The sequence below is a fragment of the Actinocorallia lasiicapitis genome, assembly GCF_054778695.1.
This window is the reverse complement of the sequence record NZ_BAAGZI010000020.1, coordinates 1-16270: the sequence shown is the minus strand read 5'-3', so window position 1 is coordinate 16270 and position 16270 is coordinate 1. Positions and strand designations below refer to the sequence as shown.

General features: G+C 68.6%; 19 protein-coding genes. 11 read left to right on the top strand and 8 right to left on the bottom strand.

The features are described 5' to 3' along the window. A partial coding sequence (locus ACYVE7_RS04520; protein ID WP_460363248.1) for a tetratricopeptide repeat protein occupies positions 1-396 on the top strand: 396 nt, incomplete at its 5' end. A gap of 465 nt (positions 397-861) precedes the next feature. Here the strand turns inward: ACYVE7_RS04520 and ACYVE7_RS04515 are convergent. From ACYVE7_RS04515 to ACYVE7_RS04485, 7 genes are all read right to left on the bottom strand, one after another. Continuing rightward, the gene (locus ACYVE7_RS04515; protein ID WP_460363267.1) at positions 862-1035 is read right to left on the bottom strand and encodes a DUF397 domain-containing protein; all 174 of its coding nucleotides are present in this window, start codon (positions 1033-1035) and stop codon (positions 862-864) included. A gap of 148 nt (positions 1036-1183) precedes the next feature. Next, positions 1184-2011: a DUF3800 domain-containing protein gene (locus tag ACYVE7_RS04510; protein WP_460363247.1), complete on the bottom strand. Its 828-nt coding sequence runs from the start codon at positions 2009-2011 to the stop codon at positions 1184-1186. Positions 2012-2587: 576 nt separating this feature from the next. Next, positions 2588-3172: a DUF7660 family protein gene (locus tag ACYVE7_RS04505; protein ID WP_460363246.1), complete on the bottom strand. Its 585-nt coding sequence runs from the start codon at positions 3170-3172 to the stop codon at positions 2588-2590. Between the two features lie 110 nt (positions 3173-3282). Continuing rightward, positions 3283-3486 carry a DUF397 domain-containing protein gene (locus ACYVE7_RS04500; RefSeq protein ID WP_460363245.1) on the bottom strand — a complete coding sequence of 68 codons (204 nt, stop codon included), beginning with the start codon at positions 3484-3486 and terminating at the stop codon, positions 3283-3285. 29 nt (positions 3487-3515) lie between these two features. Next, positions 3516-3860 (bottom strand): Scr1 family TA system antitoxin-like transcriptional regulator, encoded by a 345-nt coding sequence (locus tag ACYVE7_RS04495; protein WP_460363244.1) that lies wholly within the window; start codon positions 3858-3860, stop codon positions 3516-3518. Positions 3861-4100: 240 nt separating this feature from the next. Next, positions 4101-5537 (bottom strand): WS/DGAT/MGAT family O-acyltransferase, encoded by a 1437-nt coding sequence (locus ACYVE7_RS04490; protein ID WP_460363243.1) that lies wholly within the window; start codon positions 5535-5537, stop codon positions 4101-4103. 200 nt (positions 5538-5737) lie between these two features. Continuing rightward, the gene (locus ACYVE7_RS04485) at positions 5738-6490 is read right to left on the bottom strand and encodes a TenA family transcriptional regulator (protein WP_460363242.1); all 753 of its coding nucleotides are present in this window, start codon (positions 6488-6490) and stop codon (positions 5738-5740) included. 118 nt (positions 6491-6608) lie between these two features. On the opposite strand from ACYVE7_RS04485, the gene ACYVE7_RS04480 reads away from it, so the two are divergent. From ACYVE7_RS04480 to ACYVE7_RS04470, 3 genes are read left to right on the top strand one after another with little or no spacing between them, the layout of a single operon-like run. Continuing rightward, complete coding sequence (locus ACYVE7_RS04480; RefSeq protein WP_460363241.1) at positions 6609-7973, top strand: FAD-dependent oxidoreductase; 1365 nt, start codon at positions 6609-6611, stop codon at positions 7971-7973. Between the two features lie 15 nt (positions 7974-7988). Continuing rightward, a complete protein-coding gene (locus tag ACYVE7_RS04475) occupies positions 7989-8783 on the top strand; it encodes a lysophospholipid acyltransferase family protein (RefSeq protein WP_460363240.1) in 795 nt (264 codons plus the stop codon). 56 nt (positions 8784-8839) lie between these two features. Beyond that, complete coding sequence (locus ACYVE7_RS04470) at positions 8840-10009, top strand: trans-sulfuration enzyme family protein (protein WP_460363239.1); 1170 nt, start codon at positions 8840-8842, stop codon at positions 10007-10009. A gap of 83 nt (positions 10010-10092) precedes the next feature. Here the strand turns inward: ACYVE7_RS04470 and ACYVE7_RS04465 are convergent, their stop codons facing one another. Continuing rightward, a complete protein-coding gene (locus tag ACYVE7_RS04465; protein ID WP_460363238.1) occupies positions 10093-10860 on the bottom strand; it encodes a DUF2470 domain-containing protein in 768 nt (255 codons plus the stop codon). A gap of 61 nt (positions 10861-10921) precedes the next feature. On the opposite strand from ACYVE7_RS04465, the gene rpsD reads away from it, so the two are divergent. The 7 genes from rpsD to ACYVE7_RS04430 form a co-directional block, all read left to right on the top strand. Further along, positions 10922-11530: a 30S ribosomal protein S4 gene (rpsD, locus tag ACYVE7_RS04460; protein ID WP_460363237.1), complete on the top strand. Its 609-nt coding sequence runs from the start codon at positions 10922-10924 to the stop codon at positions 11528-11530. Between the two features lie 141 nt (positions 11531-11671). Then, entirely contained in the window at positions 11672-12559 is an 888-nt protein-coding gene (locus ACYVE7_RS04455; protein ID WP_460363236.1) for a TauD/TfdA dioxygenase family protein, read from the top strand. A 102-nt stretch (positions 12560-12661) separates the two neighbouring features. After that, entirely contained in the window at positions 12662-12877 is a 216-nt protein-coding gene (locus ACYVE7_RS04450; protein ID WP_460363235.1) for a type II toxin-antitoxin system VapB family antitoxin, read from the top strand. After that, positions 12874-13296 (top strand): PIN domain-containing protein, encoded by a 423-nt coding sequence (locus ACYVE7_RS04445; RefSeq protein WP_460363234.1) that lies wholly within the window; start codon positions 12874-12876, stop codon positions 13294-13296. Before ACYVE7_RS04450 ends, ACYVE7_RS04445 begins: the two co-directional genes overlap by 4 nt. A 113-nt stretch (positions 13297-13409) precedes the next feature. Beyond that, positions 13410-14843 carry a 2-hydroxymuconic semialdehyde dehydrogenase gene (locus tag ACYVE7_RS04440; RefSeq protein ID WP_460363233.1) on the top strand — a complete coding sequence of 478 codons (1434 nt, stop codon included), beginning with the start codon at positions 13410-13412 and terminating at the stop codon, positions 14841-14843. After that, the gene (locus tag ACYVE7_RS04435) at positions 14828-15622 is read left to right on the top strand and encodes a 2-keto-4-pentenoate hydratase (RefSeq protein WP_460363232.1); all 795 of its coding nucleotides are present in this window, start codon (positions 14828-14830) and stop codon (positions 15620-15622) included. Before ACYVE7_RS04440 ends, ACYVE7_RS04435 begins: the two co-directional genes overlap by 16 nt. Next, on the top strand, positions 15619-16270 hold a 652-nt coding region (locus ACYVE7_RS04430; RefSeq protein ID WP_460363231.1), incomplete at its 3' end, for a 2-keto-4-pentenoate hydratase. The genes ACYVE7_RS04435 and ACYVE7_RS04430, both read left to right, overlap by 4 nt.

Genomic DNA, 16270 nt, shown 5'->3' with positions numbered 1-16270 from the left:
CATGCCGGTGACCCGGCAGGAGCCGCCACCGCCTTCCAGGACCTGCTCACCGACCAGCTGCGGGTCCTTGGACCCGACCATCCCGACACCCTCATCACCCGAAGCAACCTGGCGTACTGGCGGGGAGAGGCCGGTGACCCGGCAGGAGCCGCCACCGCCTTCCAGGACCTGCTCACCGACCAGCTGCGGGTCCTTGGACCCGACCACCCCGACACCCTCACCACCCGAAACAACCTGGCGTACTGGCGGGGAGAGGCCGGTGACCCGGCAGGAGCCGCCACCGCCCTCCAGGACCTGCTCACCGACCGGCTGCGGGTCCTCGGACCCGACCACCCCCACACCCTCACCACCCGACACAACCTGGCGTACTGGCAGAGGCAGGCGGCACTGGAATAGCAGGCACGGCGCTACTAGGCCGACCGAATATCGCGGCGAGACGCCCCTGCAGTGCCACCTCGGAGATCCTTCTGGCGGAATATCCCCACCACCCCTCGTAGTGACTCCAGGCGCGAGCGCCAACAGCGATCGGTGCGCTATCCCGTCACTGCGAGAACGGCTCACCGACATCCGCCATCACCAGGCACCGCGACAAGGAACCGCTCGGGCGGCGGTACTGACGGAGATCCCGGCATCGGCCCGCTACGGCCACGCGAACGTGGTGGACGTCGCCGATGGGTAGAGCTACGCCACGTGCAGTTGGTTGATCTTGTCCCACCGCCACGAACCCCCAGGCATTCCATCATCGATCGTGAACCGATGGGACGGCACCAGCGCCCTACGCGGCGCAATTCCGGGGCCATGATCGAGCAGCCATGCAGCCGGGATTCTGTTGGGGGTACGCCCCTGAGGATTGAACGTTGATCAGATGGATTTTAGTGTGGTGATCAAGGAGCGCGTAGTGCCTCTGTGGAGTCGGAGGGTGGCGGGGTCGCGATTCTTGGTGTCGCGGATGTGAATGGTGTCGGTGGTGGGTGCCAGCTCGACGCAGTCGTTGTTGTTCGCGTTGGAAGGGGTACGCCAAGAAGCCCGAGGCATCGGAGATCGCGGAGCGCGGCGTCCTGCTGCTCGACCGGGCCATGACGGTCGCGCGATCAGCCCCATGTCCGCCAACTACGGCTTCTGGGGCTCCCGAGCCAACGAACTCCTCACCGAACAAGGCGAACCCCCATTGGCTGGCTCGTCCTCATGGGCCGAAGAGGAGGGAGCCGGGGCGTTTGCCTGCTGGGTCGGAGACTACGAGGCCGCCTCGCCAGCGCCCGGTCTCGTCGCGGTAGCGGTGCTGGAGGCTGCGCAGCCGCTGGCCGTAGGTCTCCTGGACGGCTTGGTATCGGCCGGAGTGGTGGGCGGAGCCGGGTGGGGTCCCGTAGGCGTGGGCGGCCATGGGGAGGACGAGGGTGGAAGCGACGAGGTCGGCGAGTTGGAGGCCGACGTGGTTGTCACTGTGAGCGAACAGCGGGACTTCCAGGAGCGGCGGGTAGGGGTCGCCGCCAGTCCGCCATTTCTGAGTGAACACCGAGTGCGCTACCGGAATGTTGAGGTTCTGGCTGCGGCCGTCGGCGATCAGCAATCCGCATGCTCCCTGGCCGAGGAGGTACTGGCTGAAGTGCAGGGCGATGTCCTGGACGGCGTAGCAGTACGTCGCCTCGGGCTTGAGGGATGTGCCGAGTTCTTTGACCCACACGCGGCCGACCAGCCGGCATCCGTAGCCTTCGACCAGATCGAGGAGGCTTGCGCGGAACAGGTCGGCCTGGCGGCGTTTGTTCCGGGAGTCGCTGCGGGTCATCTGCAGGATCTCGCTGCCCTTGATCTCGGTCAGCACATGATCGAGGGCTGGGCCGTGGGTGAACCGGCCGGGGAAGAACCGGCGTTTGAGGGCCAGGAAGTCCCGGGTGAGTGCGGGGATCTGACTGGCCTCGATGATCAACCCGCTGATGACCATGGCGGGGGTCGCCGCAGGCCCCAGATCTGGGGGTTCACAGCCGCCGGATTCATCGAGATAGCAGAAGTACACGAAGAGTAAAGATAGCGCTAAGGCCGCCCCGAGGGGCGGCCTTAGGATGTGGTGTTCGGCCAAAGACCTAAGCACCGATACATGTTGCTGCCCTCAGGCTACCCGATGGCAGCCAAGCTACGCAGCCGAGCCGCCCTCCTCCTTTTCTGGCCCGATCAGGGCGGCGTTCATAGATCTTCCACCGATCAGCCGCCAGCACCGGCCTGGCGATCGAGAACCAAGTGACCCGGCCTCCAGCTTCGCCGGGGCTGCCCAGAACGCGATGCACCGAGCAAGGACCAGAACCCACCCGCCTGATCACCGCAGGCGATCATGGTTGACTTAGAACCTTCTGTACGTCTCCAGGGGCCGACCCGGAACAGCCGCCCGGCGTGAGAACGTCCGGAGGCCGGTTGTAGGAGTCCTATAACCGGCCTCCGGCGATGACGGCAGCCCTGACGGCAACGCAGACAGATGGGGCCTGCTCGTCGCGCGCCTGAGAGCTCGCCCGCCTACCGCACTGAACATGATCGAAAGATCCCTAAAAAAGCGCCATCGCCGAACTAAAAGCTCACCGTGCACACCTCTAAGGGAACCTCACTCGTACATTGTTGCTGCGAGCAGCATTTCCCCAAAGAGCTTCCACGAGGGGATGACCGTACCCTCGATCCCCTGGTTTGCGAAGAACCCGTCCATATCCGCAATCCAGGCAGAAATCGCCTCAAAGAACCGCGGGAGATCGGCATTTTCCCAACCGGGCCTCTCAGGCGAACTCGCGATGATCGACATCTTCTCCACGAAGTCCGACAGCTCCTGTGGGGATGAAATTCCATCGACCCGATCAGCAAGACCCTCCATGCCAGCCCTCTCTTCTGATCTTGATACCGACCCCCTCAGTCTTGGTCGTGAACTTACTGCACCATTCTTTCCACACCTCGACTGGCGTCGCCATTCGATACGGGACGGACCGGACTGCTGGAAAGCAACCAGCCTTCCGGTATCCAAAGTAGATAGATTTCCATTCCTCTCGACCAAACGGATCGGATCAAGATCGCCGGGCGAGAGGCTGCCATCCGCAAGGTCACCTGCGGTCTCTGAAATGAGGTGGCCCGACTTGAATGGATTCCCGACGCTGCCTTGGGCGAACCGTACAAGCCAAGGACCGATCTCCTCGAAGGGCATCGAGCTGTTGTGGACAAGTACCGGTGTGGACCCTGCCAGCACATAGTAGGTGTGGTCGGCGGGCCTGCCCAGCCAGCACTACACCGTGAAGGCTGCGACTTGATCGTTGGTCACGCGGACTTGAGTCTTGCGATGAAAGAGCGCATAGCGCCTTTATGAAGTCGGAGGGTGGCGGCGTCGCGATTCTTGGTGTCGCGAATGTGAATGGTGTTGGTGGTGGCTGCCAGCTCGACGCAGTCGTTGTTGTTCGCGTTGGTGTAAGTACTGGTTCGCCAAGAAAGGCCCGAGGGGTCGGAGATCGGGGAAGCGGACACTGGGTGAACCTCTCAAGTGGGACCTGCGCTCAGACCAGCAGCTTCTCGATCACCTCCAGAGACTTGCTCTGCGTGAAGGCGGCCTTGGAGATCTGGTCGAAGTTCACGCTACATGTCCCGACGAGGTTGGGCTTCTCCAGGTACATGCGGCTACCTGCGGCTCCTTCGAAGTAGGCCACATCCAGCGCAGTGGGACCGCCGAATCCGAACACCACGAACGACCCCTCATGGCCAGGGTGCTCCCATGCGCTTGCCGGCAGCACCTGCAGCATGAGGTTGGGCCGCGACATGGCATCCGCGAGGGAGCGCAGTTGTTCCCGCCAAACGTCGACTCCGCCGATCTGCTTATGAACAGACCGAAAAGGCAGCGACACCGTTGGGGTTCGGGGGTGCAGGGGGTGTCCCCCTGCCGGGGTTCGGGGGCTCGGCCCCTGATGAGAGGGACCTGGAGCGGAGCGAAGACCTGGCCGTTCTCCCCTTCCTCCTGTTCCCCACCGCTCTCTCTACTCCTCGCCGTTCCCGTACTCCTCGCCGTTCTCGTCTTTCTCCCTTTCTTCTCGCCCTTCCCGCTTCTTCTTTTCTCCTCTTTCCTGTCCCCTCCCAATCCCCCCGGGTTAGGTGTTGGTGAGTTTGAGGAGTTCGGTTAGGGAGTCGCGGAGGTAGTCGATGAGGTTCCAGGCGTCGGGGACGAGGTCGGGGCAGGCGATGATGCCGATGTCGAGGCTGCCGTTGTAGGAGAAGACGGTGATGTTGAGGCCGCCCGTGGCGTCGGAGATGACGGAGGCCGGGTAGTAGGTGAGGACTCGGGCGCCTCGGATGTAGAGGGGCTGCTGGGGGCCCGGGACGTTCGAGATGATCAGGTTGACAGGGCTGAGGGCCGGGGCGACCTGCATGACCAGGCGGGTGGCGAGGCCCGAGATCGAGGCGGGGACCAGGGCGCTGACGGTTTCGAACCAGGTGCCCGTCGAAGAGGCGAAACGGCGTTTCACGGACTGCATTCCGGTGCGGACGGCGGCGAAGCGTTCGGCCGGGTCGTCGAGGTGGACGGGCAGCGGCGCGAACATCGCGGACAGGGCGTTGGACTGGTCGTCGCAGGACGCGTCGCGGCGCAGCGAGACGGGGACGCACGCGACCAGCGGACGGTCGGGCAGCGCGTCGTGGTCGGCGAGCCACTGGCGGAGCGCGCCCGTGCACATCGCCATGACGACGTCGTTGACGCTGACGCCCAGCTCCCGGCGCACCTTCTTGACGTCGTCCAGCGGCAGCGAGCCGAACGCGAACGTGCGGTGCTGGGAGATCGACGCGTTGAACGGGGTGCGGGGCGCGCCCGCCAGTTCGGCCTGCTCGGGGTTGGCGCGGCGCAGCACCAGGCGGAGGGCGTTCGACGCTTCGCGGACGCCCGGCAGGTTGCCCACCACCGGCATCTGATCCAGGTACGGGGCGGTCTTCAGCAGGCTCTCCGCCGTCCGGACGGGGTGCAGGGCCGCGCGCGCCAACCCCTTGCCGACCATTTCGACCGCTCCGGGACGCTTCTCGCGTTCGGCGGTGTCGGGTGGGATCGTCAGCGGTTCGGGCTGGAGGTCCAGCAGCGCCATCAGCAGTTCGGCGGCGAGCACCCCGTCGACGCACGCGTGGTGCACCTTCGCGTAGACGGCCGCGCGGCCTCCGGCCAGCCCCTGGATCAGGTACAGCTCCCACAGCGGCCGGCGCCGGTCCAGGGGACGTTCGTGGATGCGCGCGATCTCCGCGCCGAGCTGCAGGTCGTCGCCCGGCATCGGCAGGGCCGTCTCGTGGACGTGCCGGTCGGGGTCGAAGTCGGGGTCGTCCTCCCAGTAGGGGCGGTCGAGGCCGAGCGGCACCGACGCGAGGCGTCGGCGGAGCGGCCGCGCCAGATGGGCCCGTTCGGTGATCAGCCCGACCATGTCGCGGCGGGTGAGCCTGCCGCCTTCGCAGAGGGACGTGTCGACGATGGCGAGCCCGCCGATATGGGCGTGGGTGCGTCCCGACTCGATGTTGAGGAAGTTGGTGTCCACCGCTGTCAACTGAGTCATCGTCGCGTCCCGTCTGCTCTTCGTCGCCCTGTGTTCCACACCTATGCCGTGGGAGCGAGACGGGTCAACACAGGTCAATGATTGATAACGAGGACTTAACCCATGTTTCCGCAGCCTGTCGGGACCTACTTCCCGGTACGGCCGGGGACGGCCACAAGGGAGCCCGCCCCACCGGACGGGCTCCCCTGTCGTGCGGATGCTCAGGCGAGGCAGGAGTCCCACGCGCGCCGGAACAGCTCCAGCGAACGTCGGGTCGCCTCCTTGACGGCCGCCTGGTCGCGCTCGTCCCGCACCGTGAGCTTGATCAGCTCCAGTGCCTCACGCGGGTGGGCGTCGTCGTACTCGGCGTGCTCGGCGAGCCACATGAGCGCGTACTTGTCGTCCCCCATCCGTTCGCGGAACGCGGGCATGACGAGGCGCGTCCATTCGCCCGTCGTGCCCTCGACCGCGAAGTTGACCGCGCCGAACGCCTCGGCGACCGATCCCCGGTAGGCGACCGACCAGAGGAATTCGTGGAGCGCGGCGGCGGCTGGTCCCGGCCGGTGGTCGATGATCTCCTGTTCGGTGAGTCCGAGGCCGACTCCCCAGTCGACGAACCACTGCGCGTGCAGCGCCTCGGTGCGGATGTTGCCGATCAGCCAGTCCCTGGCGAGCAGGTCGCCGTCGGTCTTGCCGTAGGTGGTGCGGCCCAGGTACACGCCCATGTACTTGGGGAACGCCTCGACGACGCAGAAGAACTCCCGGACGACGTTGCGCCAGGTCTCGTCCGTGACGCCCGCGGCGGCGGTGCCGGTGAAGACCTCGGAGGCGAGCACGCCCTCCCAGTCCGGCCGCAGCTCCTCGAGCATGGCGGTGACCCATGCGGGATGTGGTGTCTCGGCGAGCTCGCGTTTGACCGTTCTGTGATGCTGGGTCCGGGAAGGCTGCCGGGTCTTCTCGGGTGCAGTTGTCATGTATTTCCCTCCACGCCCAAGTGGGGAACGATGGTGCCCACTATCGGCCGCGGCCCGTTCGATGTAAACAATTCATCTCATAGTGGACATCCAGATGGGTGCCGGTGAAGGGGCGGATATGGAGCGGGAACACGCCATAGTGGTCGGAGGGAGCATCGCCGGTCTGCTGGCCGCGCGTGTGCTCACCGAGCACTTCGAAAAAGTCACCCTCATCGAACGGGACGTCTTCCCCGCCGAGCCCGTCTTCCGCGCGGGCGTCCCGCAGGGCCGGCACCTGCACGTCCTGTGGACCCGCGGGATGGAGATCCTGTCGGAGCTGTTCCCCGGCTTCGTCGACGACCTGCTCGCCGAAGGCGCCGCCGACCTGCGCATCCCCAAGGACTTCCTCTGGCTGACGGCCGAAGGCTGGCGCGAGCGGTTCGACACCGACCGGATGCTCACCTTCAGCCGCGGCCTGCTCGACTGGGTCGTGCGCAGGCACGTCCTCGCCCTGCCGAACCTGACCGTCACGACCGGGGTCGAGGTGACCGGGCTGACCGGGACGGGGCACGTCACCGGCGTGGAGTTCCGGGAGCGTCAGCGCGGAGGGGAGGCCGGACGGCTCACCGCCGACCTCGTCCTGGACGCCTCCGGACGGGGTTCGCGCGCGCCCGAATGGCTGGCCAGACTCGGCCACCCGTTCCCCCGCGAGACCCTGATCAATCCGCTGCTCGGCTACGCCAGCCGCTACTACGCCATCCCCGACGGGTTCGACCCCGGCTGGCGCGCCCTGTACCTCCAGGCCGACCCGCCGCACACCCGCAGGACCGGCGGGCTGTTCCCGCAGGAAGGCGGCCGGTGGATCTGCAGCCTCAGCGGCGCGGGACGCGACTACCCGCCGACCACCGAGGAGGGTTTCCTCGACTACGCCAAGAACCTGCGCAGCCCCGTCCTCTATGAGGCGATCAAGAACGCGGAGCCGCTGACGCCGATCGTCTCCTTCCGCGACACCGCCAACAAGAGGCGGCACTACGACCGGATGCGGTCATGGCCCGAAGGGTTCGCGGTGATCGGCGACGCCGTGTGCAGCTTCGACCCGATCTACGGCCAGGGCATGACGGTCGCCGCGCTCAGCGCCCTCGAACTGGACCGCACCCTCGCCGAACGCCGGTCGACGGCCTGGTTCCAGCGCCGCGCCCGGCGCACCGCGGCCGGCGCCTGGCTGGTCGCGACCGGCGAGGACTGCCGGTACGCCGAGACCGAGGGCCCCACCGTCCCCCTGCACACCAAGGTGATCAACGCCTATGTGAGCAAGGTGATCGCGGCGGCCAACGTCCAGCCGAAGGCGCAGGCGGAACTCATCGACGTCCTGGCGCTCAAGGCCGCGCCGACCTCCCTGTTCCGGCCCGGCACACTCCTGCGGGTGCTGACCAACACCGAAGTCCCCAAAACTTCGTACCAGGAGTTGTCGACGTCCCACATTTCGGGGGTTACCGCCTCGTAGGTTACGGTTCAAGGCATGAGCGAGAAGGAGATCGTCTACCCGCCGGTAATCCGCCTGCTCCTGGTGCTGTTCAAGGTGCTGGGGATGCGGTTCCGGATCGAGGGACACGAGAACATCCCGGCCACGGGCGGAGCGGTGATCTCCAGCAACCACGTCTCCTACCTGGACTTCATCTTCGTCGGGCTGGGCGCGCACCCGGCCCGGCGGCTGGTGCGCTTCATGGCCAAGAAGGAGGTCTTCGACCACAAGATCTCCGGGCCGCTGATGCGCGGGATGAAGCACATCCCCGTCGACCGGGAGAACGGCGCGTCGTCCTACATCGCGGCGCTCAAGGCGCTGAAGTCCGGTGAGGTCGTGGGCGTGTTCGCCGAGGCGACGATCAGCCGGTCGTTCCGGGTCAAGGAGATCAAGTCCGGGGCGGTGCGGATGGCCGTCGCGTCCGGGACTCCGCTGGTGCCCGTCGCGGTCTGGGGCGAGCAGCGGATGTGGACGAAGGGCCGGAAGAAGAACCTGTTCCAGCGCGGGGTCGACATCACCGTCCTGATCGGCGAGCCGATGTACCCGACCCGCAAGGACGACGCCACGGCCGTCGCGGAGGAGCTGCGCGTCCGGATGCAGGAGCTGCTGGACAAGGCGCAGGCCGAGTACCCGGTCGACGGCAAGGGCCAGTGGTGGCAGCCGGCGCACCTGGGCGGCGCCGCGCCGACCTTCGAGGAGGCCGAGGCGCTGGACGCCGCGGAGGCCGAGGAGAAGGCCCGCCGCCGGGCGCTGCGCGAGGCGCAGCAGGCCGAGGCCGCGGAAGAGAAATAGGCCACTGCTTGTCATTGGCCCTGTTTGCGCTGGTCAAACAGGGCCAAACTGGTCATATGACCGAGTTGCGACCGGAGACCCGGACCGTCCACACGCCGATCGTCGTCCCCGAAGGCAGTCAGGCGCTCGGGATGCCGATCTACCAAGGCCACCTGTTCTCGTTCGACACCGCGGACGCGATGGCCGAAGCGTTCGACGGGCCGAACCAGGCGCCCTTCTACAGCCGGCTCGGCAACCCGACCGTCCGGGCCTTCGAACAGGCCATGGCCGATCTTGAAGGCGGGGTCGGGGCCGTCGCGGCGGCGTCCGGGATGGGCGCGATCAACGCGGTGCTCCACGCGCTGCTCAAGACCGGCGACCACGTGATCGCCCAGAGCTGCCTGTACGGCGGCACCTACGGCTCGCTGCAGACCCTGGCCACCAAATGGGGCGTCGAGGTCACCTACGTGTCCGGGCACGATCCGGACGAGGTGGCCGCGGCCGTCCGGCCGAACACGCGGCTGCTGTACCTGGAGACGATCGCCAACCCGACCACCCGGGTGTCCGACCTGCCCGCGCTTATCACGGCCGCCGGACCGGGCGTGCTGTCCGTCGTCGACAACACCTTCGCCACCCCGCTGCTCTGCCGGCCGCTGGAACACGGCGCCGACATCGTGGTGCACTCCGCCACCAAGTACATCTGCGGGCACGGCGACGCCATCGCCGGAGTCGCCGTCTTCGCCGACGCGGCGCTGCACCGGCAGGTCTGGTCCGAAACCGTCGAACTGGGGCCGACCCTCGACCCGTTCGCCGCCTACCTGCTGCTGCGCGGGCTCACCACGCTCGGGGTCCGGCTGCCGCGGATCCTCGACAACGCCCTCCACCTGGGCAAGAACCTCGCCGCGCACCCGTCCGTCGAGAAGGTCTGGTACCCGTCGCTGCCCGAACACCCCGACTACGACGTCGCCCAGCGGCTGCTCGGCGGAGGCGGCGGAGTGCTCGCCTTCGACCTGCGCGGCGGACGCGACGCCGGACGCCACTTCATCGAGAGCGTGAAACTGCTCACCCTCACCGCGTCACTCGGCGACGGCAAGACCCTCGCCATGCACCCGGCCAGCACCTCCCACCGGATGTACACGCCCGAAGCGCTGGCCGCCGCGGGCTTCTCCGAGGGCACCGTCCGGCTGGCCGTGGGGCTGGAACACCCCGACGACCTGTGGGACGACGTCGCCCAGGCCCTCCCCTAGCACGCGGCGGGCCACCGGACTGGATGACCCACGGCCCGCCGCGGACGCCCCCGGCCCCGTCTCCCCTCGCGGAGGCGGGGCCGTCACGCGTGCCGGGGCGCGACCGTCTTGAACAGGACGCGGTAGGCGGCGCGCAGACCGTCCAGATCACGGGCCGGGACGGGGAACGGGAAGCGGACGTCGACGGGGGTGAGGCCGGGCGCCAGGGCGCGCAGGTGCAGGCCGAAGCGGTTGAGCGCCAGAGCGCGGACGGCCGGTTCCGGAGATAGATCCGCGCCGAAGCGGGTCTCGAACAGGGCCCGCAGCTCGGCGCCGTGCGAGGCGTCGAGATGGGTGATCGCGCCCGGTTCCAGGGCGACGAACGGGTCGGGACGGGCCGCCGCGTACTCCTCCGGCTCGACGACCGTGCTGCCCCAGACGTCCTCGACCTCGATCTCGGCGGGCTCCAGGGCGAGGATGGTCCACTCCTCGCGGGCCGGGATCCGGGCGCCGACGTCCAGCAGATCGGGGCGCGCGTGCAGCCGGGAGATCTTGATGGCGGCCTCGCGGCGCGACTCCAGGGGCACCTCGGTGACCCAGCCGTGCATCCAGGCGCGGCCCCTGACCCGGTCGGCCAGCGGGACGGGCGCCAGATCGGTGATCCGGAGCGTCGCGGGGAGGTCGGGCTCGGCGGCCAGGGCCGCGACGACCGCGCTGCTCGTCGGGACGAGCAGCAGCGGGACACCGTCGTCGTCGGTGACGTGCGCGGCGATCGTCAGCGGCTCGTCCTCGCCGAGGGTGTGCAGCGATCCACCGGCGACGCCGTACGCCAGGGTGCGGGCGCGCTCGGCTCCCGACGGTCTGCGGATCATCACTTGCTCCTTTAGGTTAGGCTAGCCTAAGTTAGGATCACCTAACCACGAAGGAGCGAGAATGAACAACCCCCGGCCGAAGGCGAAGCTCTCCCGCGCACTCGGCATCCCGTTGACGCCCAAGTGCGTGAAGTACTTCGAGAACCGGCCCTACCCGCCGGGCGTCCACGGCCGGGCGCGCAAGAAGGACTCCGGATACAAGGCGCAGCTCCTGGAGAAGCAGAAGCTGCGCGCGCAGTACAACATCCGCGAAGCCCAGCTCCGCAACGCCTTCGACAAGGCGCTCAAGCTCGAAGGCAAGAGCGGCGAGAACCTCGTCATCGACCTGGAACGCCGGCTCGACGCCCTCGTCCTGCGCGCCGGATTCGCCCGGACGATCTACCAGGCCCGCCAGTTCGTGGTGCACCGGCACATCCTGGTGAACGGCAAGCGCGTCGACCGGCCGTCGTACAAGCTGCGTCCCGGCGACTTCCTCCAGGTCGCCGAGAAGAGCCGCGCGCTGCCGCCCTTCCAGGTCGCCGCCGCGGGCGCCCACACCCCAGCCGTCCCGGCCCCCTACCTCGACGTCCAGACCCCGGCCCTCCTGGCCCGCCTCGACCGCCTCCCCACCCGCACCGAAATCCCGATCATCTGCGACGAACAACTCGTCGTCGAGTTCTACTCCCGCTAGCCCCCACGCCCTCCAAGGCCCCGTCCCCCAACGGGGCCTTCGCCATGTCCGGGATTGCCAGGGTCGGGGCCTAGCCGGGGGAATGTGTGTGGAGTACATTTAACCTAGCGATTGCTTGTGGGCAAGGAGGGCTTGGAGAAGATGATCGAATTTCAGAAGGTGACGGCGAACATCGGGGCGGAGGTCACGGGGGTCGACCTGCGGAAGCCGCTCGACGAGGAGCAGGTGCGGACCATCCGGCAGGGGCTTCTGGACAACTATGTGCTGTTCTTCCGGGACCAGCACATCACCGACGCCGAGCATGAGGCGTTCGCGTTGAACTTCGGGACCCTCGACATCCCGAAGATGAACGTCGACGGCGGAGCCATCCACATCCTCGACCAGACCTCGCCGAAGGGCGAGGGCGGCGACCAGTGGCACAGCGACAACACGTTCATGAAACGGCCGCCGACGGGGTCGCTGCTGCGCGCCGTGATCCTGCCCGAGGTCGGCGGCGACACCAACTGGGCCAACATGTACCTGGTGTACGACTCGCTCGCGCCGTGGCTCCAACGGCTCTGCGACGAGCTGTACGCCGAACACGACCTGACCATGTCGATCTCCAAGGCCATCGACAAGGGCCACCGGTTCGATCTGCGCGAAATGCAGGACAAGAACCCGCCGTCGGTCCACCCGGTGGTGCGGGTGCATCCCGAGACGGGCCGCAAGGCGCTGTACGTCAACCGCAGCTCGGTGACGCGCCTGATCGGCCTGTCGCGCCGCGAGAACGAGGCGATCCTGCCGCTGCTGTTCGACGCGGTCCGCGACCCCCAGTTCCAGGTCCGCCTGAAGTGGCGTCCCGGCACGCTCGCGTTCTGGGACAACCGCCCCACCCAGCACTACGCGGTCGCCGACTACACCCAGCGCCGCAAAATGCACCGCGTCACCTTCATGGCCCCCGACGCCCTCGACTCCGGCGTCCCCACCGGCCCGAACGGCGTCACCGGCGCCGACGCCCCCGCCGAAGCCGCCGCCGCCCGCTACCTCTGACCCCCCGAAGGCCGTCCCCCTCCCGGCGACGGCCTTCACCCCCCGGATCGCCCCCCGCGAGATATAATGATCTGAACATTTGATATCAGCGGAGGTGCATCCATGAGTCGTACCGTGATCGATCTGGATGACGAGCTGCTCGCCGACGTCGCCAAAGCACTCGGGACCAGCACCAAGAAGGAGACCGTCAACACGGCTCTCCGCGAGGTGCTGGAGCACCGACGGCGAGCGCTCGCCCTCACCCGGCTCCGGTCCAACGCCGCCGAGGGCGGTTTCGACCTCGAACTCTTCGAGAGCAAGAGCGAATACCGTCGATGAACGCCGCGCAGTTCCTCATCGACACCAGCGCCCTGGCCCGTTTCCTGCGCCCCGACGCCGAACAGTACGGCTGGGACCAAGCGGCGACGGCCGGTCTCATCGCCCTCTGCCCCATCACCGAGCTGGAGTTCTTCTACAGCGCCCGGTCCATCGCCGACCGCGAGCAGGGCATCGAAGACCTCCGCCTGCTCTTCGGCTGGATCCCCGTCGACGACCGCGCCTACGACAGGGCCTGGAACGTCCAGGAAGCCCTCACCCGACAGGGAACGCACCGAAGCGCCGGCCCCGTGGACCTCGTCATCGCCGCGACGGCGGAACTCCAGGGCCTGACGCTCCTCCACCGCGACCGCGACTTCGAGCGCATCGCACGGGTGACCGGCCAGCCCGCCCAGTGGTACGGCCCCGAACCAGGCAAATAGCCGACGGCTCGCCGGCGCACCCGAGGCAGACCCAAGGAGGTATCTCGGGGTTGGTATAGGTGGTGGCGAGAACGGCATTTGTGGGTTATAGCTTGGGGTTCGATGATGCAGGGGTGAAGGAGAGACTGCATTACATCGACGGGCGGTTCTGCGGGGGTGGCGAGAGGTTTTCGCTGTACTCGCCGGTGGACGGGGCCGTGGTCGGCGCCGCGTACGCGGGTGGGCGGGAGACCGTCGATGAAGCCGTCGCGGCGGCCCGGCGGGCGCTGCGCGGAGCGTGGGGGGACACCAGCGTCGACGAGCGGTGTGCGGTGCTGCGGCGAATCGCCGACGGGATCGAGGCGCGGTTCGAGGAGTTCGTGGCGGCCGAATGCGAGGACACCGGGAAGCCCGCGGCGCTGGCGTCCAGCGTCGACATTCCGCGGGGCGCCGCGAACTTCCGGGCCTACGCCGACCTGGCGCTCGGACGGGCCGAGGAGTCCTACCGGACGGCCACGCCCGACGGGCTCGGGGCGCTCAACTACACCGTGCACAAGCCGCTCGGCGTCGTCGCCGTGGTGTCGCCGTGGAACCTGCCGCTGCTGCTGCTGACCTGGAAGGTCGCGCCCGCGCTGGCCGCCGGGAACACCGTCGTCGCCAAACCGTCGGAGATCACCCCGTCGACGGCGACCCTGCTCGCCGAAGTGATGCACGAGGCGGGACTGCCCGCGGGCGTGTTCAACCTGGTGCACGGGTTCGGCGCGAACTCGGCGGGCGCGTTCCTCACCGGGCATCCCGGGATCGACGCGATCGCCTTCACCGGCGAATCCGGCACCGGCAGCGCGATCATGAAGGCGGCGGCCGCCCACCTCACCCCGGTCTCCTTCGAACTCGGCGGCAAGAACGCCGGACTGGTCTTCGCGGACGCCGACCTGGAGAAGGCCGTCGACGGCACCGTCCGGTCGGCGTTCACCAACAGCGGCCAGGTCTGCCTGTGCACCGAACGCGTGTACGTCGAACGGCCGATCTTCGAGGAGTTCACCGCGGAACTGGCCCGGCGGGCCGCCGCCCTCGAGTTCGGACCGCAGCTCGGGCCGATGGTCTCCGCCGAACACCGCGACAAGGTCCTCGGCTACCTCGGGAAGGCCGCCAAGGACGGCGACGTCAGGACCGGCGGCGACGCCCCCGTCTTCGGTGACGCCCGCGACGGCGGCTACTGGGTGCGCCCCACCGTCGTGACGGGCCTGGCCGACACCCACCCGGCCGTCAGAGAAGAGATCTTCGGCCCCTTCGTGCACGTCGCGCCGTTCGACAGCGAGGACGAGGCCGTCGCCCGCGCCAACGACAGCGCCTACGGCCTCGCCGCGACGCTCTGGACGGACGACCTGTCGCGCGCCCACCGGGTCGCGCCCCGCCTCGACGTCGGGATCGCGTGGGTCAACACCTGGAACCTGCGCGATCTGCGCACCCCGTTCGGCGGCGTCAAGGCCAGCGGGATCGGCCGTGAGGGCGGCCGCCACTCCCTCGCTTTCTTCTCAGAACCGATGAATGTGTGCGTGAAGCTGTGAAACCCGTACTGGAAGCCGCCGACCGGCTGGAGGCCGCGCAGCGCGACGGCGCCCCGGCCGCGCCGGTCCGCGATCTGATCTCCTCCCTGGACGACGCCTACGCCGTCCAGGCGGAGCTGACCGGACGCCGGCTCGCCGCGGGCCGCCGGATCGTCGGCCGCAAGATCGGCCTGACCTCGACGGCCGTCCAGCGCCAGCTCGGCGTGGACTCCCCCGACTTCGGCACGCTCTTCGACGACATGGCCGTCCCGGACGGGCAGGACATCCCGTTCGGCGCCGTCCTCCAGCCGAAGGCCGAAGCGGAGGTCGCCCTGGTCCTGGACGCCGACCTGCCGCACGAACGGCACACCGTCGCCGATCTCCTGCGGGCGACGGCCTTCGCGCTGCCCGCCATCGAAGTGGTCGGCAGCCGGGTCCGCGACTGGGACATCACCCTGGTCGACACGGTCGCCGACAACGCCTCCAGCGGCCTGTACGTGCTCGGCACCCGCCCCGTTCTCCTCAAGGACGTCGACCTCCGCGAGGCGGGCATGGTGCTGGAGCGCCGCGGCGAGCAGGTCTCGACGGGCAGCGGCGCCGCCTGCCTGGGCCACCCGCTGACCGCCGCCCTCTGGCTGGCCGACACGCTGGTCCGGCTCGGCACCCCGCTCCGCGCCGGTGACACGATCCTGACCGGGGCCCTCGGCCCGATGGTCGCGGTCTCCCCCGGCGACGTCCTCGAAGCCCGGATCCAGCACCTCGGCACTGTCCGTGCCGCGTTCGCCGGAGCGCCCGCATGAACGTGCCGAGGATCGCGGAGCTGCTCGACTCCGCCGCGCGTGAGCGCAGGGCCGTGCCCGGCGGCAGCACCGGGATCACCGAACTGGCCGAGGCTTACGCCGTCCAGGACGCGCTGGTCGGGCTGCGGGTGGCGCGCGGCGAGCGGGTCACCGGGCTGAAGCTCGGGTTCACGAGCGTCGCCAAGATGCGGCAGATGGGCGTGCACGACCTGATCCGCGGCCGGATCACCGACCGGATGGCCGTCCTGGACGGCGGGGAGGTCCCCGTCGCGCAGTTCGTGCATCCGCGGATAGAGCCGGAGGTCGCGTTCCTGCTCGGGGCGCCGATCGGCGCGGGCCATGAGGGCGATCCCCTGGACGTCCGGGCCGTCGCGCCCGCGCTGGAGATCATCGACTCGCGGTACGAGGCGTTCTCGTTCTCGCTCCCCGAGGTGATCGCCGACAACACCTCCGCCGCCGGTTACGTGCTCGGCGCGTGGCGCGCGCCCCGGGAGCTGGGCGATCTGGGCGTGCTGCTCGAGGTGGACGGACGGGTCACCGAGAGCGGTTCGACCGCCGCGATCCTCGGCCACCCGATGCGCGCCCTCGCGGCCGCCGCACGGCTGGCCGCCGAGGCCGGGATCGTGCTGCGCCCGGGCGAGATCGTGC